Origin of the sequence: Paenibacillus beijingensis (genome assembly GCF_000961095.1) — a bacterium.
GTDB classification, from domain to species: Bacteria; Bacillota; Bacilli; order Paenibacillales; family Paenibacillaceae; genus Paenibacillus_O; species Paenibacillus_O beijingensis.
In genome coordinates, this window is the sequence record NZ_CP011058.1 from 3,306,977 (window position 1) to 3,327,297 (window position 20,321).

Genomic DNA, 20,321 nt, shown 5'->3' on the forward strand with positions numbered 1-20,321 from the left:
GGTCCGTTTATTATTTCTATTCATCAAATCGGCCCTGACACTTAAGATGAAATTGTGAGATCCATCAAACTACAGGAGGTATTACTCATGAAGCGATTCGGGGGATTCAGACCAAAGGGAGCCTCGCTCCTCGTACTGCTATTCATCGTCGGTATAAGCACAGCCTGCAGCACCGGAAATAATAGCGGAAACAATGCGCCAACAACGGATTCAACGAAAACAAGCGAGGCGAGCACCAATACCGCGGCAGAGACAAAGGAGGAAGAACCCAAGATCGTCGAGATCAGGGTTTGGGATAAGCCTGCGCCGGACGCATCGACTAAAGCGGTATCAGAGGAGCTGTTCGCCAAGTTTGAAGAGACGCATCCTCATATCAAAGTTATTCACGAAGATGAGACGCAAACGAGAGAAAAATTTATGGCGGCGGTTGCCGGCGGCGAGCAGCCGGAAGTGTTCAGACCGGCATTCCCGGACATGCAGGGATACGTTCAAGCTGGAATCGTTGCAGACTTGACGGATTTGGTCAACAACTCGCCTGATAAGGCTAATTTTATCGACGGTGCCTTCGACATGGCAACCGTAGACGGCAAAATCTATGGCATACCCAACAATATGTATACCACAGGCCTGTATTACAACAAGAAGCTGTTCGCAAACGCCGGAATCAAGAACCCTCCGGCAACATGGGAAGAATTCGCTGAAACGGCAAAGGCCGTACAGGCAGCAAATCCGGGAACGTTTGGCTTTGACATTCTCGGCATGGATTGGGGAGACTGGCATTTCGAATATTACGTCTGGCAAGCCGGCGGAGACTTGACCGAGCTGCAGCCGGACGGAACCGTGAAGCTGAAATTTACTTCGGATGCAACGGTTAAAGCTTTACAGTACTATAAGGATTTGAAGTGGACCCATAAAATTGTGCAGAGCAACGTGCTCCAGTCTTATGAAGAGAATAATAAAGATTTTTATACCGGCAAAACGGCGATGATCCTGGGCGCGTCAGATGGTTTCGGCGCCTACGTCGGCAAAGGAATGGATCCGAATGACATTGGATTCGCGCCTTATCCTGTCGGTCCTGCAGGAGTAGGCCCGTCTCAGGCGGGAGGACAATTCTGGTCCATTAGCCCCAAAGCCACTCCAGAGCAGAAACAGGCGGCATTCGAATATATTATGTTCATGATGTCCCCGGAATCTCAGGAGGCTATTCTGCAGTTCCGTAAAGATAACGGTCTTGGCATCAATCCGCTGAACGTATTAAAAGTGGTAGATACGTCGAAATATATTGACGGCCTGCCAGCCGACTTCGTAGCCGGGATTCAAAAGGCTGCCGAGCATCAACAGCTTGAATATTACTTGAAATCACAGCTGAGCCCTTACATTGTGAAACCGATTCAAAAAATCCTGCTCGACAAAAACGCCGACCCGCTCACCGAGCTTAAAGCGGCGGAGGCGCTGGCGCAGAAGGAAGTGATTGAGAAGTACAACAAAGATATTTTGAGTGGAGCCAAGTCATCATAGAACGTCCGGATGCCGGGATTCCGCGATCCAGGAATCCCGGCATTTATTCTGTATCAGGCGGTGAAGGAATGGAACTTGAAACCAAACTGCAATTGAAGGCCACCCGCACAGAGAGGAAGAGATTCAAAATTCGGTGGACACCGGTCCTGTTTCTGCTGCCATCGGTCATCGTATTCCTTCTTTTCAAGTATTATCTGATTTTTTCCGCGATTTATATCAGTTTATTTGATTATGATATCGTAAACTCGCCAGGCAAGTTTGTAGGTTTGGAAAATTATTTTCGTTTTCTAAGTACAGAAACGTTTTGGTTAGCGTTAAAAAATACATTCATCATCTTTCTGTTGTCCATAGCGGTCGTCTTCTGGGTACCGATTGTTCAAGCCATTTTTCTTAGTGAGGTCAAGCGCGCAAATGGAGTTTACCGGGTGCTGTATCAAATTCCGGCCATATTGCCGGGCGTAGCCGGCGCGCTGCTTTGGAAGTGGATGTATAATCCGGATCGCGGGTTATTCAATTACCTGCTTGGCAAAATCGGTTTGGGTCCTTACGGCTGGCTAAATGACATCGCCATGACAAAGTTTGCTATTGTACTGCCGGGTTTTTTTGCCAGCGGCGGAGTCGGGGTATTGCTCTACTATGCCGCGATCAAGTCGATCTCTTCGGAAATATTCGAATCCGCCAAGATCGATGGCTGCGGCCCATGGGGACGCCTGTTGCATATCGTGCTGCCCAACATCCGGTTTGTCATTTTCATTCAGTTTATTACGTTTATGTCTGGAGTTCTGCTTACGTTCGATAATATCTTCATTTTGACGCAGGGCGGGCCTGCAGACGCTTCTCTCGTTGTGTCCTTGTTAATTCAGCGCTCCGCTTTTGAGCAATCCGATTTCGGCATGTCATCGGCCCTTTCGTTCTTCATGTTTATTGTCATCGGCGTGCTGACGATCATTCAGTTCAAGCTGCAGAAGGAGGATGACTGACTGCATGAAACAAAAACGCATCGTAGAGAAAGGCGAGAAGAGCCTGGCAGTCGCCTCATATGTTGTAACCATCCTATTCATTGTGTTTTGCACATTGCCTTTGGTTTGGCTATTTCTAACATCCATCATGGATAATGAGTCGATCGAATCGCCAACGCCCCAATTTATCCCCCAAGTGCCTCTTTCTCTTACCGTGACTGTCGATTATACAGGTGGCGGGAACGAGGATATGGCCTTCTACAAGAAGGATGCGATGGAGGCGATCTGGTTTCCGTGGGCGACTCTTATTCGGAACAATATCGGCGAGATCATTGTCAACGGCACGAAGGATGGAAAACAGCTGTTCCAGGCAAAAACAACCTCGGCTCAATTCTACGTTGGACAGATGTCGATCGTTCCAACCCGGGTTGTGAACAACGAGATGATGAAATTGAAAATTCCGATTATCGATGAAAGACACTTGAGCGATTTCACATGGTTTGGGCCGGCTGGCAAATCCGCTGGGACTGCTGCGGCTGATGGATCCGATCATGAGGCGGCCCGGCTGTATCGAGAATTTTTCACGGCCAACAAATTGTTGGAGGGAGAAGTAACGACGATTGAACATTCCCGCAATCCGTGGCGGTTATTTGACAGCTTTGGAAGCTTGCAATATTTGGCATTCGGAAAAGCAGGCGCTTTAGGGTTTTATCGTTACTTTTTAAACAGTGCGTTTATTACATTCACCGTCATTTTCTGGCAGTTGATCTTTGCCGGCATCGGCAGCTATGCGCTGTCGCAGCTTATTCGCAGCAAGCGGCTGAGATTCTTCCTTCTTATGTTTTTCTTGGCGACCATTATGATTCCGGGCATTTCAACCCTGATTCCCCAATATGTGCTCATGCAGAAGCTGCATCTGGTCGATACGTTATGGGCGATTATTTTGCCGCATTTCGCCTGGGGCTTCGTTATCTTCCTGTTTAAAGGTTTCTTCGATCAATTACCCAAGGAACTGCTGCAAGCGGCTCGTATTGACGGTGCGAGTGAATTCAGAACGTTCACACATATTGTCGTTCCGATGTCCGTACCCGTATTTACGATTGTAGGAGTGATGACCTTCATACCGGTCTGGAATGAGTTTTTGTGGCCTTACATCGTCACCCAATCACCTGAAAATTGGACGTTTACGGTTGCCATGAACGATATGCAAGAAACGACCAATCGGGATACGGTTGCGCGTCCGAACTGGATCAGCGCGAGCGGCGTCATCTCGATGATTCCTCTCGTGATTTTGTTTATGTTTACGCAACGCTATGTGGAGAAAGGCATTAATTTCACGGGGATCAAAGGCTAGCGGCGGCAATCGTTCCTGTTTTCATAGCTAATCTTACGAAGTGTTTTTGCTTCGCAAAAACTTAAGGAGGAAGCAGGAGATGCCGGATCATCATTATGATGTCGTAGTAGCAGGCGGAGGGCCGAGCGGCATTGCGGCTGCGATTGCGGCGGCAAGGGAGGGGGCAAAGACACTCCTTATTGAGCGTTATGGATTTCTGGGCGGTGCCGGAACCGCCATGATGGTGAATCCGTGGATGTCTTACTGGGCGGTCGGAAAAGAGGATCACATCATTATTTTTGGCGTATTGAAGGAATTGATCGACGGCATGACAGCGCTGGGGGCTTACGGACACCCTAAGCAGATGACCGCTTTCGATCCCGAAGCTTTGAAGGTGGTGGCCGAGCGTCTATGCCTGGAGGCGGGAGTTGCCCTGCTGTTTCACAGCTTTCTGGGGAGCGTGCAGACGGACGATTCCGGCCGGTTCATTCAATCGGTTCGGGTTGCGAATAAAGCCGGACTGACCGACTTCAAGGCATCGTTATTCGTCGATACGACCGGCGACGCCGATCTGGCTGCATTGGCCGGGGCAATTGTGGAGAAGGGGCGCGCGGTTGACGGTCTGAGTCAGCCGATGACGCTCAACTTCCGGATGGCCAATGTGGACATCGACCGGATGCCGTCCGGCGAGGAAATTACCCGCCGGTACCTGGAAGCGAAAGCGAGGGGAGAGATCCATTGTCCGCGCGAGGATGTGCTGTGGTTTTATGCGAACCAGCCGGGTGTCATCCATTTTAATACGACCCGTGTCATTTTGAAGGATGCCACCGATCCGTGGGCATTGACCGAGGCGGAGATCGAAGGGCGGCGCCAGGTGCAGCAATTCGTCGCGTTTCTGAAAAAAGATGTCGATGGCTTTGAACATTCGTATCTTCAAACGACCGCACCGCAAATCGGCGTCCGCGAATCCCGCCGAATTGCGGGAGAATATGTGCTGACCGCAGAAGAACTGCTCGCGGCCTGCAAATTCGATGACGTCATTGCCCGGGGCTCTTATCCGGTAGACATCCATAATCCGAACGGGGAAGGAACGGTGATGCAGCATCTGAAGCCCGGCGAGTGGTACGATATCCCGTACCGCTGCCTCATTCCGAGGAAAATCGAAAATTTGCTCGTTGGCGGCCGGCCGATCTCTGCGACACATGAAGCGCATTCGGCGATCCGTGTACAGCCGATTGCCATTGCGATCGGGCAGGCGGCCGGCACCGCAGCGGCCATCTGCGCCCGGGATCAGGTCCTTCCGCGCCGGTTAAATGCCCGCAAGGTACAGGAAGCTCTTGCCAGACAGGGAGCAAGTCTGGGCATCAAGGTGAAATGAGGGCGGACAACGTCAGCGAAGACCGGAAATGGAAGAGGGGGCGCGATGAGTTCACAAGCGGCGCAAAATCGTAACGACAGGCTGATGAAGCATGACGGGCTCGTTTGTTTGTGGGATTTTCAGGAGGAGGGGGGCAGCGCCCGCATTTCAAAGGGACGTTGTGCGTACGCGCTAAGGGAGATGGCAGGTCCCGTATCCAGAGCGGATGATGGAGTGCTTGGTCCCTATGCGGCAAAGGTGGATTTCGGCCAATGGTTCAGTATTCCGCGAAGCGAGTGCCCCGGCTTGAACTTTCACGGTGACAGAAGCGGTCTCACAATCGCGGCATGGGTGAAGCGCGAGTTTAGAGAAACCCCGGAATGCCAAGCGGTAGCCGGAATGTGGAACGAATCGCGCAGCATGCGGCAATATTGCCTTTTCCTGGACTTGAAAATATGGGACAGCCGGGACCAGGTATGCGGTCATGTTTCCTCTGTCGGAGGACCGACTCCCGGCTACAAGTATTGCATGACTTCAGCGATTGGCAGCACTCCGGTCACGAAGGGGGACTGGCAATTCATCGTTTTTACTTATGACAGCACGTATGCGAGATGCTATTTAAACGGACGCTTCGATGGGCGGGAAAAATACAATCCGTATCTTTATGAAGGCGGTCTGTTCAATGGGGGCACAGATGGCGCTGATTTCACCGTATGCTCGGTGGACAGATCTGGCGAGCCGGGCAACTTCTTCAGCGGATTGCTTGGCGGGTTGGCCGTATTCGACCGCGCGCTGACGGATGATGAGATTTGGGCGTTGTACCGCGAGTAGAATGAGCAGGGTTCCGGTGAAGCAGTGACAGCGCAATAGAGGGAATTCATATCGACAGGCCAGCCGTTTCTTTCGGCCGGCCTGTTTTTTTCATGCGGTACGATTCCTTCTGTATGAATCATTCAACAATGCGGGTTGGAGGATGCCCCATAATTCGGCGGAACATCCGGTTAAAATAAGCTTGATCGCTGTAGCCGAGGTATTCGGATATTTCCCCCATCGTCATATGCGTGTTCAGGATGAGGTCGCGGGCGGCTTGGATCCGGACCTGATGCAGATAGGTAATTGGCGTTGCGCCGAACACCTCCTTGAACGTTTGAGTCACATAATTGGGCGCCCTGTCGATCAGCTTGGCCAGCTGCTCGATTCGGATCGCTTCGCGGTAATGTGCAAGAATATACTGCCTCACTTCCTTCATTAACCGCAGCTTGATGGAATGGAACCGTTCCTCTTTGGCTTCCCGGGCCAGGCAGCCGATCAGTTCCATCAACATTCCCTCACAGATCATTTTGTAATGAGGAAGCCGTCCGAACCATTGCTGGTTCAGGAGCATAAAGCGCTGTTTGATGTATTCGTACTGGGTGGACCGGAAGGTGCGGCCGCTGTGCTCGGCAGCGATCGGAAAGCGTGCGAAGTTCGGAACCTCAAACTGGGCGGAGTACTTCTGATGAGGGCCTTCCGGGGAGTTCCGCGCAGCGCGCAGCGTTCCTTTCGGGATGAACAGCAAATCTCCCTTCGATAAGGGGATCTCGATTCCATTCAAGCGGTAAACGGCGTTTCCCCGGGTCATCAGAATGAACATATGATGCGGCGTACAGGCTTCATCCTTATACCAGTTCGGATCCATATTATCAAAATATGCGGAAATCAACTCCAGCATCCAACTCCCCCTTTTATCTTTAAGTATAGCTTAGAATCGTACAAATAAAAGTGTTTTTCTCAATGGAGACCGTGAGCCGCTCCGATTACAATTGATTTATGCAATAAAAAAGGAGGAAGGATAAAGTGACGGTTCATCGAGTCGCAGAAATCGAGGATATACCGGAAGGAACACGTAAAATCGTCCAAGTTGAAGGCCGTTCGATCGGTGTGTATAACGTCAAGGGCGAGTACTATGCCCTGAGCAACTACTGTCCACATCAAGGCGCGGAATTGTGCAAAGGACCCGTATGCGGGACGACGCTCGAATCCAACGTTTACGAGTACAAGTATGGCCGTGATCAGGAAATTATCCGCTGTCCCTGGCATGGCTGGGAGTTTGATATCAAAACGGGGAAATCGTTATTCAATGAACGTATTCGTACACGCACGTACCCTTTGAAAGTAAAGGACGGTTATCTTGAGCTTCAGCTCGGAAACAAGGGGGGAGAAGACCATGAGTGAGAGCAAGCAGCTGCCGGTTGTGGATTGCGATGTGCATAACCAGTTCAGATCGGGCCAGGATCTGGTGCCGTATGTGGAGGAGCCTTGGAAAAGCCATATGAAGCAGTTCGGCTGGGTAGCCGCGGGGCTTCCGTACGTATCGCCGATCGGCAACAAGCGCAAGGATGCAGATCCTCCGAGCGGCCTTCCGGTTGGTTCCGACCCGGAATATTTGCTGGAGCATCTGGGCGGGCACTTCAATGTAGACTACGCCCTGCTCTGTTCGGATACGATCATTGGCGCCTCCAACTTTGCTGATCCGGACTATGTTGCCGTCGTTTGCAAAGGCTATAACGATTATTTAATTCATGAGTGGCTCGCCAAAAGTCCGAAGTTCAAAGGGTATTTATGCATCGGCACCCAGGATCCCGATCAGGCGGCCCGGGAAATTGACCGCGTGGGGCCGCATTCGGACATCGTGGGCGTTGTCGTGACCGGAGGAGCCCGGATGCCTTACGGGCAACGATTCTACCATCCGATCTACGAGGCTTGCGTCCGGCAAAACTTGCCATTTATTATTCACCCTGGCGCGGAGGGCTCCGGCATCTTCAATCCGCCTACGGCGGTCGGCTATGTATCCAACTATTTGCAGTGGCACACCTGTTTGCCGCAAACGTTCATGGCTCATTTGGTAAGCTTTGTGTGCGAAGGCGTCTTCGAGAAGTTCCCTGACCTGAAGGTCGTCTTCTGTGAGGGAGGGGTCAGCTGGATGCCGCCGCTGCTGTGGAGGCTGGACAAGAACTTCAAGGCGCTGAGGGCTTCGACCCCATGGCTGAAACGTTTGCCCAGCGAATACGTTCGGGATCATTGCTTCATGACAACGCAGCCGATCGAGGAGCCGGATAGCCCGAAGTACTTTATGCAGATGTTCGAGATGTTCGACGCGGAGAATATGCTGCTTTTCTCCAGCGATTACCCGCATTGGGACTTCGACGACCCGAACCGCATCATTTTGCAGCGATTGCCGGAGGAGAAGCTTCGCAAAATATTGTGCGAAAATGCAAAGCGGCTGTTCCGGTTAGCGTAAGTGCATCGAGGGCTGTCATGAGCGAAAAGCCTTTGGAACAAGTTCCAGAGGCTTTTCGTATGAGTATTTTTTTCGACACCTTATTCAAAATCATAACAAATCATTGAGAAACAGTCTATACATCTGGTTAAATTTTTTATACAGTTGAGTTGCCGGCAAAAACCGAAGAAATGGAGTGTTGTTCATTGGAATATACTTGTCACCTCGATGAAGCTGATCTGCAAGAGTATATGAAGAAGGTTTTTGGCACCGGCTATTTTTTAGCGAGTGTATCGAAGATGCATGGCGGTGCGCAAAAGGTCGTTTACAAGATCGATTGCCGCGATGGATTTTCCTGCGTTTTGTATGTGTGGGATCTTGCCATGAATTATTTCCAAGCAGAGAAAGCGGCCGAAGATATAAATGAGCGATCCTATGGCAGCGATTTATTTGAAATGAATAGCAAATATTTATCGCAGCATGGAATTCGAACGCCCGCCCTTTATGATCTGAACAAGGAAAGAAACCGTTACCCCTTTGATTACGCTCTTGTTGAATATGTGGATGGATCAAAGGCAGAAGCCTATTTCCATCATTCCGATTCACGGGTTAAAGATAAAGTGCTTCAGCAGTTGGGGGATATGCTTGCTGCCATGCATGCCAACGAAAGGCACACCTACGGGAAAGTGAATAATAGCGGGGGCAACACGGCAAATGCTCATTCCTTGAAATTAGAGAATGCAAAAAACCAACTATCCTACGCTTCCCAATATATTGACAGCTTTCGGGCCAATCAAAGCAAGCTGCTTGATACTTTGTATATGCTGGAATCAACAATTGAACCCAGAAACCGGTACGGATTTATACATGGGGAACTCGGTCCAGACCACGTATTGGTAAATGACAATTTAGAGCCCTATTTGATCGATATCGAAGGGGCTGCGTTCTTTGATATTGAACATGAACACAGTTTTTTAGAGTTTCGGTTTGGGGATTATTACCGTTATCTGAAGAATGATTCCCTTGATCCCAACAGGATGTTATTCTATCGATTCCATCACCATATATCGTTAACTTCGGGCGGTTTAAAGCTGCTTCATAGAGGATTTCCAGATCAACAATTTGCAAAAGAACTCGCTGAACATCATTCCCGATGCGCAATGCGATTTATTGAAGGTTGAACAATGGGGGATTGGCATAACATACTCAATGGTATGAAAAAATTATTAGCTTTGACAAGAGTGTACAGTCAAGAGGTTAATTCAAGAGAGCGAAGAGACTCGAGATTTATTGTCAATGATGGTGAAATTAAAGCTTTGTAAGGATTAATGGCAATATCGGAGTTGACAACAACTGTTTCAAAGAATAATATCATATTATACCGAACGATATGAAATAAGGTTATGTTGCTGGACAGCTGCGGAATTGTGATGTTCCATTCATGGATTCGGGCGAGGGAGGGTAGGACATGTCGACTTTATTGTCCAGGGATGAATTATTGGAGATCGTGGATGTTCTTCCGGGCGGGATCATTGTAACCGATGAAACTAAAGAGGAAGAACGCCAAGAAATGATGAACCTTCGCAGCCAACATGAATTGGAAAAGAAGATGACGTACAAAAGCAAAAAAATGGATAAAATCATTTTGATTTCAAAAAAAATCGCCAGTGTTGATTCAACCGTGCTATTGACCGGGGAATCAGGTACAGGGAAGGAATTGCTTGCTTATTGCATACACAGTTGGAGTAAAAGAAAAGATCGTCCGTTTATTACTTTTGATTGCGGCGTCTTGCAGGAATCCTATTTGGAGGCCGAATTGTTCGGAAGCGGGTTAAACCCCGCTCAAACAAGTATTATTGAGGCAGCCAATGGAGGAACGCTGTTCCTGGATGACATCGACAAGCTTTCTTTGAACATGCAGACAAAACTGCTGCATTTGATGCAGAACAAATATTACGTAAAACCCGGCAGCGGCAAACCCGTTCCGGTAAATATCCGCATTATTACTTCGACAAATAAGAATATGGAAGACTACGTAAAATTGAACCGGTTTCGCAAAGATCTCTTCTATTATCTCAATGTCGTTCCGATAAATATCCCCCCTTTACGGGAAAGAAAGGAAGACATCGTTCCCCTCGTACAACATTTTACCCGACGAATCAACAATCAATATCATATGCAAAAAAAATTCACTCCAAAACTTCTAAAACAGTTGCAGGACTATTCCTGGCCTGGAAACGTTCGTGAACTGCAAAGTATTGTGGAGCGTCTATTGGTGATGATTGATGAGCCCTGGATTGACGCAGAGGATTTACCCGAATCGATGAGCTTGAATAGAGAATACAGGAAAAGTGTAGAAGTAAACCGGATCATTCCACTCAAAGAAGCTATTGAATTGTTGGAAAACGAGTTGCTGAAAATGGCTATGGAAAAATTTCACTCAACGACCAAAATGGCGGAATTTCTCGGAGTCAACCAATCAACAATCAGCAGGAAGCTGCAGCGATTAAAGAAATAATAATCGTTCGAATGCATTTCAGTATAGCGAAGGGACTTATAACCTCCCTCTATACAGAAATGCATTTTTTTATGCGCGTTTCGCTCTCAATACCTTACATCATATCGGCATTAATAATTTTCCTGAAAACGTGATGTAAATCTCCTTAACCATTGGTTGTGCAGAAATCATAAGGGGTATGCATCAGAGCATAATTTTTATTTTGTTATTATTCCATTGTTTTTCACCGAAGAGAAGGGATTTTAAAGGTATTTACTATGCGAAAATGCATATTTTTTTACATTAGATTTGTTGTGAGATTTGCTTACATCGTGCTATAAATGCTTTGTATCCGCAATATACCACTAAAGGGGAGGCTTAATAAGCAAATGAAAAACAAAGCGCATGGTTGAAAATCGGTTCATCTCATATTTTATTTTTAAAGGAGACTGCAGATGAGAAAGTCGACGTTTATAATGGCTATTTTAATCGTTTTGATCATGGGAGGATGCGGAGGGCAACAGCAGAACGCTCCAACGGCAAACTCCGGGGCAGCCAAATCTGTCGGCTCGGTTGATGTGATCAAAATTGGTGTTCTTGCCCCGACAACGGGCTTTATGTCCACCCACGGCGAAGCGATCAAAATGGGAGCGCTGATTACGGAAGAAATGATCAATAAAGAAGGGGGGATAATGGGCAAGCCTGTAAAAATGGTTATCGAAGACGATAAATCCGATCCTGCAGTAGCCGCTGAAAAAGCGAAGCAGCTTATAAATAAAGACAAGGTCCAGTTTCTGATCGGGACGGGAAGCAGCGCAGAGACATTGGCTGTCGTACCGGTTGCGGAAGAAAGCAAGATTCCATTTATTTATTCCCTGGATGGAGAATGCAAGACGTGCAGCTTGAACAACAAACAAGAAAAGGCGAAATATATTTTTGCCTCAGGACCAACCCCTGAGATGCTGCTCGACAAGTTCTTGCCGGAGATGATGAACAAGTTTGGCAAGAAAGTGTTCTTTGTCGGAGCCGACTATGTGTTCCCCCATTTCATGAATGACATCGCGGAGAAAATCGTAATTGAAAAAGGCGGGGAGGTCGTCGGAAGCGATTATGCGCCAACCGATACTACGGACTATTCGCCGATTATTAACCGGATCAAGAAGGCGGAGCCGGACATTCTGTTTTTAACTCTTCCGGGTACAACCGGTGTGACATTCGTTAAACAAGCTCGGCAGTTCGGCATTTTTGAAAAAATGGCGGTGACCGGTTCGGCGACGTTTGATACGGAATCTTATTCAGCCATCGGCAAGATCTCAGAAGGCGTTTATGTTGTCAATCGTTACAGCGGTCTTCTCGAGAATGAAGCGAACACAAATTTCATCAAGGCATTTAAAGATAAGTTTAACCCCAAATATCCGATCGGACCGACGGCTTCCTCAGGTACTTATGGCGCCGTCATGGCACTGAAGGCTGCTGTGGAGAAAGCCGGCAAGACCGATGCCGATGCCGTCGTAGCGGCCTTGGAAGGGTTGAAATTGAATCTGCCGCAAGGAGAAGTTGAAATCGACAAAGAAAATCACATTTTTAAGCAGCATGTCTATATGATGCAAATCAATAATGGCGATTATCAAATTGTGCAAGATCTAGGCATGAGCAATCACCCGGGTTTTATCGGCTGCTCCATAGAACAATAGGTTCAGAACTGAGATTAGGCAGGTTCTCATTTCCTGGCGGCCATTTTAGTTAAAGAGGTGATGGAATGGAGAATGTGTTGAATGTATTAACATCGATTGCCGTTCTTGCGGTAGTTGCTGTGGGCCTGTATATCATACTCGGCTTAATGCAGGTCATTAATATGGCACATGGCGATATCGTAATGCTGGGCGCTTACTCCGTATTCGTATTGACTCAAGCCGGTCTCCATTTTTGGGTGGCTGCGGTGATCGCGACTTGTATTGCGGGTATTGCGGGAGGGTTAATCGAAATCGTCGTTGTAAGAAATTTATATAAAAGCGGGAATTTAGCCACCATGCTGGCTACTTGGGGAGTTGGTATCGTAATCCAACAAGCAATCAAGCTGACATTCGGTCCGCAGGGGCAATTTGTTGACGTTCCAATGACGTCTATGATTTCGGTATTTGGCGTTGAATACCCGTCTTACCGGATGATGATTCTATTCATCAGCACGATCATCTTGGCGGCTATTTTTGTTGTACTCCAAAAAACACGCGCCGGACTTCTGGTACGAGCCACCATGGACCGAACGGATATGGCAGAGGCGATGGGGATTCATACAAAACGGGTTTATTCTTATGGGTTTGTAGCGGGGTCCGCATTGGCAGGACTTGCGGGTGCCTTAATTTCGCCGATTGTAAGCATATCGCCATTGATGGGGATCGATTACGTTACAAAGTCTTTCCTTGTGGTCATGACGGGCGGATTCGAATCAATGGTTTCCACCATCGGGGGAGCGGCCATAATCGGAGGCTTGCAGAATGGGTTTAGCTATTATATGGACACGACCAAATCTTGGATGATTGTTCTGATTATCGTCATCGTAATCATCTGGATCCGTCCCCAAGGGGTGTTTTCAAAGAAATGACGAATAAAGTAAGATATCGTTTCGTTCTCGTTCTTCCTGTTCTGTGCATCATTGTCGGGTTCTTTGCTCCGGAATATCAATTGGATTTGTTGGCAACGGCCTGTATTTACGGATTATTTGCTGCAAGCGTCGATTTCTCGTATGGTTATGCGGGAATTCTAAACCTCGGCTCCGCTTTATATTTTGGCATCGGCTCGTACACAATGGCTTATGGTTTAAAACACGGGTTTGATTCGTTGCTTTTATTTATTGCGGGGATGGTTTTGTCCGTCATCATTGCGAGTGTGATCGGTTATGTCGGATTCAGGGTGAAAGCTTCACAAGTTCATTTCGGTTTGATAGGACTCGCCCTTACTCTCGGTGTCCAGCAGCTCGCGATCAGTCTATACCATTTTACCGGCGGATCGAACGGGATTACGAATGTGCCGCTGATGTCATTCCATCTTTTTGGACTGGACGTCTCTTTTCAGTCTCACACCTCTTATTACTTTTTTGTAATCTTAACAGTATTTGTCTTGTTTCTCGCCTTATGGACTTTAGTGCATTCGCAGTTCGGCAAAGTAACGAAAGCGCTGCGCCATGACGAATCCAAATTGGAAACGATGGGATATAATCCGATGAGGGTAAAAATGACCGTCCATCTGATCACAGCCTGCATTTCTTCCATTGCGGGAGCGCTGTTCGTTCCTGTTTCCGGCATCGCATATCCCGATCTGTTCGGCGTCGCGTTCAGCATGTCGGTATTGATATGGGTGGCTCTTGGGGGAACCGGCACCTTGATCGGACCTATGTTGGCTGCCATCGTTTTGAAATTGGGGGAATCGACGTTGAGCAGCAGTTTTCAGGAAACATACATGCTCGTAATCGGACTCGTCTTTGTTGTTATGGTGATCATGGCACCTGGCGGATCGGCAGGTCTGCTTCATCGTATGATCAAAAAGGGGTGAAGCTCTTGGAAATTCAAGAATCAGTTTTAAGCACCGAGAATTTAAAAAAATCGTTTGGAGGGCTCGTTGTTGCCGAAGGCATCCATTTCCGGGTAGGGAAAAATGAAGCGCGCTGCATTATCGGTCCCAACGGTGCCGGTAAAACGACGTTTTTCAATTTGGTAACCGGTTTGCTGTCATCGGATTCCGGTAGTATTCGAATCGAGAACAAGGATGTTACCCGTTTGCCCGTAAATGAACGGCAAAAATTAGGTTTGGTGCGCACGTTTCAAGCCCCGCGTATTTTTCCGCTGTTCTCTGTGTTTGATAATGTATTGCTTGCTTTGCAAGCAAACCGTCGATTCGGCTCGCTCATAAAGTGTCTGTTTCCAAACAAAAACGATACGGAAGAAATACAGCATGCGATGGAGCAGACCGGCTTGTTGCATGTTTCGGACAGACTTGCAGGTTCATTATCGCACGGGGAAAAAAAGCGGGTGGAGATGGCGATGGCGATCGTCCAAAAGCCGAAGGTTCTTTTAATGGATGAACCTACAGCTGGTATGACGGTTAAGGAAACTCAGGAAATTGCGGATCTGGTGAACCAGATTCGCAGGCAGATGTCGGTTGTCATTGTAGAACACGATATGGAGTTCGTAAGGGAAATAGCAGACGTCATTTCGGTTCTATACAAAGGCAATCTGGTCCGCGAGGGAACGCTGCATGAATTGGAGAACGATCCGTTTATTCAGGAAATATATTTGGGAAGTGTCGCACTATGAATATTTTGGAGACGGACGAATTAAAGGCCGGCTATGACGGAGCGAATGTTTTGCACGGCGTCAATCTCGAAATCAAAGAAGGGGAAATGATTGCGTTAATCGGCCGCAACGGAGTTGGCAAGACGACTTTTGTCAAAAGCGTGATGCGTTTGTTAAACAAGACAGAGGGAACCGTTTTGTACCGCGGCCAATCCATCGATCGCTGGTCCGTTCATGAGGCCGCACGCTCGGGCATACGCATTGTTCCCGAAAACAGAGGGATTTTTCCAAGACTGACCGTTTATGAAAATTTGGAGGTTGCCCGTTTCTACGCCAAAGGTGTCAAACGGGAACAGATTCAATCCGTGTATAAATTATTCCCTCGATTGGAGGAAAGGAAAAATTTAGCGGCAGGTTTGATGAGCGGCGGCGAACAGCAAATGCTTTCCATTGCGAGAGCGTTATTGGCACGACCGAAATTGCTTCTTGTGGATGAGTTTTCAGAAGGTCTCCAACCTTCTATTACGAAAGAAATTGCCGATGTGTTGTGTGAAACCAATCGCCGCGAAGGGCTCCCAATCCTGCTTGTGGAGCAAAACGCCAAACTAGCGCTGCAAATGACGTCGAAAGCTTATATTATGGTCAAAGGAAAAATCGTCTACTCGGGCGATTCGAAAGCATTAATCGATAAAGACGAGATATTGAAGGAAAATCTTGTCATTTAATTTGGCAAGTCTGGCAAATAAGGACTTGACAGGTTTTGTTTGCGGAAGGTATATTAACTAGCGTAGTTACATACCTATCGGTATAATATACTGATTGGTACGTAATAAATTATGAATAGAGGGAGGAGGTTCTCAACGTGTCGATGGATAACGCAAAAGTAATCAAGGTCGCAGCGATTCAAATGAACACCGTTCTGTACGATTGCGAGGCTAACCTGAAAAAAGCGGAGCATTTGGTGGAACAAGCCGTACAGGAAGGCGCTCGACTTATCGTATTGCCGGAGTTGTTCAATACCGGTTATCTGGTTGAAGACGAAGATGTGAACCTTTCAGAACGAATTCCGGGCAAGACGACCCGGTGGATGGAGCAACTTGCTCACCGGTATCAAATCTATATTGCCGCTGCCATTATGGAGTCGGGAGAAAGCGTCGGTGTCGTCTATGATACGGCCCTGTTAGTGGGGCCGGAAGGACTGATCGGCACTTATCGCAAAACGCATTTGTGGGATCCTGAAAATACGCGCTTTGCCAAAGGGGATTCTTACCCGGTTTTCCAAACCCCTATTGGGAAAATAGGGCTGCAAATTTGTTACGATATCGGGTTTCCGGAAGGGGCCAGAATTTTGACCTTGAAAGGAGCCGACATCGTACTCTATCCTTCCGCTTACGGCCAGCCCCGCCTGTATGCTTGGGATGTAGCGACAAGGGCGCGAGCGCTCGAAAACGGCATCTTTGTGATCGCGTCGAACCGGACCGGAACAGAGAAAGAGAGGGCGACCTTCGGCGGCCACAGCCGCATTACAGATCCCCTTGGGCGGGTACTTGCCGAGGCTGCTGCAGAAGACGAAGTGATTGTATCGGAGATCGATCTTGATACGGTTGCCAAGCAGCGCAGAGCGCTTCCCTATCTGCGGGATCGTAATAAGCTGCTATTTAAGAAGGAATTTGAAAACATCTGATCTTATCCTCAATGAAGCTCAAACTTGGATCAAGAAGGACAAAATAAGGAACCAGGAGTGATTGAAATGGATAACGGAATTAAATTGGCAGTGGTGCAATGCGATCCGAAAGTAGGCGTAGAAAACAGGGAGCACAATTTGAAGTTTTCCGAAGCAACAATCCGTCAAGCGGCAAAACAAGGGGCCAATCTGATCCTGTTTCCGGAACTGAACGTGACGGGTTACGTGTTCCAAAACCGGAAAGAAGCCATTGCCCATAGTGAAGCGGTAAACGGAAGCAGTGTCGAATTATGGTCTTCGCTTAGCCGTGAACTGAACGTTTACATTATCGGCTCCTTCGTGGAAAGAGATGGAGAGCTTCTGTATGACAGCAGTGTTTTGATCGGCCCGAATGGGTATATCGGAAAGTACCGGAAAACGCATTTGTGGAATCGCGAAAAATTGTATTTTAGCGCCGGCAATACAGGCTTTCCCGTATTTGATACGGAATTTGGAAAAATCGCGATGTTGATCTGTTGGGACATCTGGTATCCGGAAACGTTCCGGATTATGGCGATGCAGGGGGCCGAACTGATTTGCACCTTGAACAACTGGGTGTATACCCCCGGGCAATTGTACGATGAAACGGGACGCTGCATGCCTGTTTATCACACGATGGCTGCGGCGCAGGCAAATAATGTGTACATTGCGGCAGCAAGCAGAATCGGGGACGAGCGGGGCGCCAAATTTCTCGGCAACAGCCTGATTGCCGGTCCTAATGGCTGGGCGGTCAAGCAGGCGACTGCAGAGGAAGATACCATTTTGATTGCCGAAGTGGATCTTGGCGATTCAAGCAGAAGACATTGGAGCGAATATAACGACATGCTGTTCGATCGGCGGACCGACATGTACGACGTGCTGCTTGGTTACAAAGAGGGCCGGGTTAAAGCCAGATAACTTGCCCTGATGGTGGAGCAAGAGTTAGCAGGAGATTGGAGTCCTGATGCATGGATCATTTCCAGAAAAGCATATACGATTTAATCGTTGAAACGTCCACGAATCTTCCGGCTGACGTGCGAAAGGCGATTCACGCCGCTCAGGAGCATGAGGACAAGGGGACACGTTCCGCACTGGCTCTTTCGACGATTGCCGAAAATATTCAGATGGCGGAAAGCAGCGTATCCCCGATATGCCAGGATACAGGTATGCCAACGTTTATGATCCGCTGTCCTGTCGGAGTAAACCAAATCGCCATGAAAAAGAAGATCCTGGAAGCCGTCACGCAAGCGACGAAGGACAGCAAGCTGCGAATGAACTCCGTTGATTCGCTGACAGGCGATAATCAAGGAAACGTCGGACCGGGAATGCCGGTCATCAACTTCGAACAGTGGGAACGAGACAATATCGAAGTGAGGCTGATCCTCAAAGGCGGCGGCTGCGAAAATAAAAACATTCAATACAGTTTGCCGGCCGATCTGGAAGGGTTGGGCAAGGCCGGCCGCGATCTGGACGGCATTCGCAAATGCATCATGCATGCCGTGTATCAGGCGCAAGGCCAAGGCTGCGGTGCAGGTTTTATCGGCGTAGGCATCGGCGGCGACCGCGCCTCGGGCTACGAGCTCGCCAAAAAGCAGCTCTTCCGCGCGGTGGACGATATAAACCCGAACACGGAGCTTCGGGAGCTGGAAGAATACGTAATGGAGAATGCCAATAAGCTCGGGATCGGCACGATGGGCTTCGGAGGAAAAGTATCGCTGCTTGGCTGCAAGATCGGCGCAGCAAACCGCCTGCCAGCCAGCTTCTTCGTCTCTGTTTCCTACAGCTGCTGGGCTTTCCGCCGACAGGGCGTCACCCTCAATGCAGGTACGGGTAAGATTGAGGGTTGGATTTACAAGAGCGGAACGGGTATTTCGATGAAGGATATTACGGCCGAAGGCGCCTCCGGGAAGCCGGGCGATCAAATGGAGAGCCGCCGCGAAATCTTCCTGAACACCCCGATCAGCGAAGATCAGATCCGTCAGTTGAAAGTGGGTGACGTTGTAGTCATCAACGGTCTGATTCATACCGGACGCGACGCGCTGCATAAATATCTCATGGATCACGATTGCCCCGTGGATCTAAACGGCGCGGTAATCTACCATTCCGGACCGGTAATGAGCAAAGACGCCGACGGGGCTTGGAGCGTACGAGCAGCCGGTCCGACTACCTCCATCCGCACGGAGCCATATCAAGGCGATATTATCAGGAAATTCGGAATTCGCGCGGTCATCGGTAAAGGCGGGATGGGGCAAAAGACGCTGGCGGCGCTCAAGGAATACGGAGCCGTTTATTTGAACGCCATTGGCGGCGCGGCACAGTATTATGCCAAGTGCTTTAAGAAGGTGACAGGAGTGCACTTCATGGAATTTGGCATCCCGGAGGCAATGTGGCACTTGCAAACCGAAGGTTTTACAGCGATCGTGACGATGGACTCTCGCGGTAACAGCTTGCACGCTGATGTTGAGCATGATTCACTCGAAAAATTAATTAAACTTAAAGAGCCTTTTTTCAAGTAATCGAATATAAGGATTAGATGAGAGCGATCCTTCGGTGGCAGTAACGGAAAACGAACTCCTTTTTTAATGAAGGGAGTTCGTTTTGTTATCGGAATTTGACAACAAATGATTCAAATACTACTATTGTAACATACCGATCGATATGAAAAGAGGGGTTTGTGATGGTTCGGCCGCGCGAATTTGATGAGGACAAGGCATTGAAAGAAGCGATGAATTTATTTTGGGAGAAGGGTTACGAAGCTACCTCGCTAAGCGATTTAACGTCAAGAATGGGCATTCAGCGACCAAGCATATACTCGGCCTTTGGAGACAAAAAAGCACTGTTCGAAGCCTCATTACGAAAATATACGCGATCTCATGCTTCCTATGTCCGGGCTAATCTTCAAAAAAGTTCATCTGTAAAAGAAGCATTTCGTTCTTTTTTTGAAAATATAATCGTTGAGAAGTATGAAGAAAGCTTCAACTTTGGATGCTTTTGTATCAATACAATGGTGGAGCTTGCGCCTCATGATGAAAAATTTGAAGTTCTTACAAGGGAACATCAGATGTATCTTTCGGCAATATTTCAAGAAACCATTGAACGAGGCATTCGATCAGGTGAGCTTGAAAGCGATACGAACGCTAAAGCTTTAGCACAAACATTAGTCGTGTCGCTAATCGGACTTTCCGTGATGATAAAGTCTCGTCCTGAAAGGTCGTTTATTGATAATTCTATAGCGGTAACTCTTTCCTTGCTTAAATAAATCGAGTACAAGAATTTGAGTATAAGGACGAAAGTTGAATTGGATCGAAGGATACGGACTCTGCATATCGAAATCAACTATAGTCAGGAGAAGGCTGCCGGAAGTAATGGATTGGCAGCCTTCTCCGCTTACGTGCAGTTCTATTTTT

The 20,321-nt window shown here is 48.2% G+C and carries 19 protein-coding genes; 18 read left to right on the forward strand and 1 reads right to left on the reverse strand.

The features are described from left to right. The first annotated feature begins 87 nt into the window (after positions 1-87). The 5 genes from VN24_RS14890 (at position 88) to VN24_RS14910 (ending at position 5,998) form a co-directional block, all read left to right on the forward strand. Complete coding sequence (locus tag VN24_RS14890; protein ID WP_045671036.1) at positions 88-1,518, forward strand: extracellular solute-binding protein; 1,431 nt, start codon at positions 88-90, stop codon at positions 1,516-1,518. A 68-nt stretch (positions 1,519-1,586) separates the two neighbouring features. Continuing rightward, a complete protein-coding gene (locus VN24_RS14895) occupies positions 1,587-2,498 on the forward strand; it encodes a carbohydrate ABC transporter permease (protein WP_045671037.1) in 912 nt (303 codons plus the stop codon). A gap of 4 nt (positions 2,499-2,502) precedes the next feature. After that, the gene (locus tag VN24_RS14900) at positions 2,503-3,831 is read left to right on the forward strand and encodes a carbohydrate ABC transporter permease (protein ID WP_045671038.1); all 1,329 of its coding nucleotides are present in this window, start codon (positions 2,503-2,505) and stop codon (positions 3,829-3,831) included. A 79-nt stretch (positions 3,832-3,910) separates the two neighbouring features. Further along, positions 3,911-5,188: an FAD-dependent oxidoreductase gene (locus VN24_RS14905; protein WP_045671039.1), complete on the forward strand. Its 1,278-nt coding sequence runs from the start codon at positions 3,911-3,913 to the stop codon at positions 5,186-5,188. 45 nt (positions 5,189-5,233) lie between these two features. Beyond that, the gene (locus VN24_RS14910) at positions 5,234-5,998 is read left to right on the forward strand and encodes a LamG domain-containing protein (protein ID WP_045671040.1); all 765 of its coding nucleotides are present in this window, start codon (positions 5,234-5,236) and stop codon (positions 5,996-5,998) included. Between the two features lie 118 nt (positions 5,999-6,116). Here VN24_RS14910 and VN24_RS14915 read toward each other — a convergent pair whose 3' ends face one another. Beyond that, positions 6,117-6,878 (reverse strand): helix-turn-helix transcriptional regulator, encoded by a 762-nt coding sequence (locus VN24_RS14915; protein WP_045671041.1) that lies wholly within the window; start codon positions 6,876-6,878, stop codon positions 6,117-6,119. Positions 6,879-7,003: 125 nt separating this feature from the next. Between VN24_RS14915 and VN24_RS14920 the strand changes: the two genes are divergently transcribed. From VN24_RS14920 to VN24_RS14980, 13 genes are all read left to right on the forward strand, one after another. Then, the gene (locus VN24_RS14920) at positions 7,004-7,381 is read left to right on the forward strand and encodes a Rieske (2Fe-2S) protein (protein WP_045671042.1); all 378 of its coding nucleotides are present in this window, start codon (positions 7,004-7,006) and stop codon (positions 7,379-7,381) included. Next, the gene (locus tag VN24_RS14925; RefSeq protein WP_045671043.1) at positions 7,374-8,447 is read left to right on the forward strand and encodes an amidohydrolase family protein; all 1,074 of its coding nucleotides are present in this window, start codon (positions 7,374-7,376) and stop codon (positions 8,445-8,447) included. The genes VN24_RS14920 and VN24_RS14925 overlap by 8 nt, the downstream gene beginning before the upstream one ends. 230 nt (positions 8,448-8,677) lie before the next feature. Then, the gene (locus VN24_RS14930) at positions 8,678-9,607 is read left to right on the forward strand and encodes an aminoglycoside phosphotransferase family protein (protein WP_045673331.1); all 930 of its coding nucleotides are present in this window, start codon (positions 8,678-8,680) and stop codon (positions 9,605-9,607) included. A gap of 287 nt (positions 9,608-9,894) precedes the next feature. Then, positions 9,895-10,944: a sigma-54 interaction domain-containing protein gene (locus VN24_RS14935; protein WP_052702975.1), complete on the forward strand. Its 1,050-nt coding sequence runs from the start codon at positions 9,895-9,897 to the stop codon at positions 10,942-10,944. Between the two features lie 434 nt (positions 10,945-11,378). Next, positions 11,379-12,617, forward strand: a complete 1,239-nt coding sequence (locus VN24_RS14940; RefSeq protein WP_045671044.1) for a substrate-binding protein — start codon at positions 11,379-11,381, stop codon at positions 12,615-12,617. Between the two features lie 65 nt (positions 12,618-12,682). Next, positions 12,683-13,525, forward strand: a complete 843-nt coding sequence (locus VN24_RS14945) for a branched-chain amino acid ABC transporter permease (RefSeq protein ID WP_045671045.1) — start codon at positions 12,683-12,685, stop codon at positions 13,523-13,525. Beyond that, complete coding sequence (locus tag VN24_RS14950; protein WP_045671046.1) at positions 13,522-14,472, forward strand: branched-chain amino acid ABC transporter permease; 951 nt, start codon at positions 13,522-13,524, stop codon at positions 14,470-14,472. Before VN24_RS14945 ends, VN24_RS14950 begins: the two co-directional genes overlap by 4 nt. A gap of 5 nt (positions 14,473-14,477) precedes the next feature. After that, positions 14,478-15,233, forward strand: a complete 756-nt coding sequence (locus VN24_RS14955) for an ABC transporter ATP-binding protein (protein ID WP_052702976.1) — start codon at positions 14,478-14,480, stop codon at positions 15,231-15,233. After that, positions 15,230-15,937 (forward strand): ABC transporter ATP-binding protein, encoded by a 708-nt coding sequence (locus tag VN24_RS14960; RefSeq protein ID WP_045671047.1) that lies wholly within the window; start codon positions 15,230-15,232, stop codon positions 15,935-15,937. The genes VN24_RS14955 and VN24_RS14960 overlap by 4 nt, the downstream gene beginning before the upstream one ends. A 143-nt stretch (positions 15,938-16,080) precedes the next feature. Continuing rightward, complete coding sequence (locus VN24_RS14965) at positions 16,081-16,896, forward strand: carbon-nitrogen hydrolase family protein (protein WP_045673334.1); 816 nt, start codon at positions 16,081-16,083, stop codon at positions 16,894-16,896. A gap of 66 nt (positions 16,897-16,962) precedes the next feature. Continuing rightward, positions 16,963-17,832 carry a nitrilase family protein gene (locus VN24_RS14970; protein WP_045671048.1) on the forward strand — a complete coding sequence of 290 codons (870 nt, stop codon included), beginning with the start codon at positions 16,963-16,965 and terminating at the stop codon, positions 17,830-17,832. A gap of 50 nt (positions 17,833-17,882) precedes the next feature. Next, entirely contained in the window at positions 17,883-19,430 is a 1,548-nt protein-coding gene (locus VN24_RS14975; protein WP_045671049.1) for a fumarate hydratase, read from the forward strand. 161 nt (positions 19,431-19,591) lie between these two features. Next, positions 19,592-20,173 (forward strand): TetR/AcrR family transcriptional regulator, encoded by a 582-nt coding sequence (locus VN24_RS14980; RefSeq protein WP_045671050.1) that lies wholly within the window; start codon positions 19,592-19,594, stop codon positions 20,171-20,173. The last annotated feature ends 148 nt before the right edge of the window (positions 20,174-20,321 follow it).

Coding starts and splice junctions, on each gene's coding strand:
- VN24_RS14890 (WP_045671036.1), top strand. CDS start 88: ATGAAGCGATTCGGGGGATTCAGACCAAAGGGAGCCTCGCTCCTCGTA.
- VN24_RS14895 (WP_045671037.1), top strand. CDS start 1,587: ATGGAACTTGAAACCAAACTGCAATTGAAGGCCACCCGCACAGAGAGG.
- VN24_RS14900 (WP_045671038.1), top strand. CDS start 2,503: ATGAAACAAAAACGCATCGTAGAGAAAGGCGAGAAGAGCCTGGCAGTC.
- VN24_RS14905 (WP_045671039.1), top strand. CDS start 3,911: ATGCCGGATCATCATTATGATGTCGTAGTAGCAGGCGGAGGGCCGAGC.
- VN24_RS14910 (WP_045671040.1), top strand. CDS start 5,234: ATGAGTTCACAAGCGGCGCAAAATCGTAACGACAGGCTGATGAAGCAT.
- VN24_RS14915 (WP_045671041.1), bottom strand. CDS start 6,878: ATGCTGGAGTTGATTTCCGCATATTTTGATAATATGGATCCGAACTGG.
- VN24_RS14925 (WP_045671043.1), top strand. CDS start 7,374: ATGAGTGAGAGCAAGCAGCTGCCGGTTGTGGATTGCGATGTGCATAAC.
- VN24_RS14930 (WP_045673331.1), top strand. CDS start 8,678: ATGAAGAAGGTTTTTGGCACCGGCTATTTTTTAGCGAGTGTATCGAAG.
- VN24_RS14935 (WP_052702975.1), top strand. CDS start 9,895: ATGTCGACTTTATTGTCCAGGGATGAATTATTGGAGATCGTGGATGTT.
- VN24_RS14940 (WP_045671044.1), top strand. CDS start 11,379: ATGAGAAAGTCGACGTTTATAATGGCTATTTTAATCGTTTTGATCATG.
- VN24_RS14945 (WP_045671045.1), top strand. CDS start 12,683: ATGGAGAATGTGTTGAATGTATTAACATCGATTGCCGTTCTTGCGGTA.
- VN24_RS14950 (WP_045671046.1), top strand. CDS start 13,522: ATGACGAATAAAGTAAGATATCGTTTCGTTCTCGTTCTTCCTGTTCTG.
- VN24_RS14960 (WP_045671047.1), top strand. CDS start 15,230: ATGAATATTTTGGAGACGGACGAATTAAAGGCCGGCTATGACGGAGCG.
- VN24_RS14965 (WP_045673334.1), top strand. CDS start 16,081: ATGGATAACGCAAAAGTAATCAAGGTCGCAGCGATTCAAATGAACACC.
- VN24_RS14970 (WP_045671048.1), top strand. CDS start 16,963: ATGGATAACGGAATTAAATTGGCAGTGGTGCAATGCGATCCGAAAGTA.
- VN24_RS14975 (WP_045671049.1), top strand. CDS start 17,883: ATGGATCATTTCCAGAAAAGCATATACGATTTAATCGTTGAAACGTCC.
- VN24_RS14980 (WP_045671050.1), top strand. CDS start 19,592: ATGGTTCGGCCGCGCGAATTTGATGAGGACAAGGCATTGAAAGAAGCG.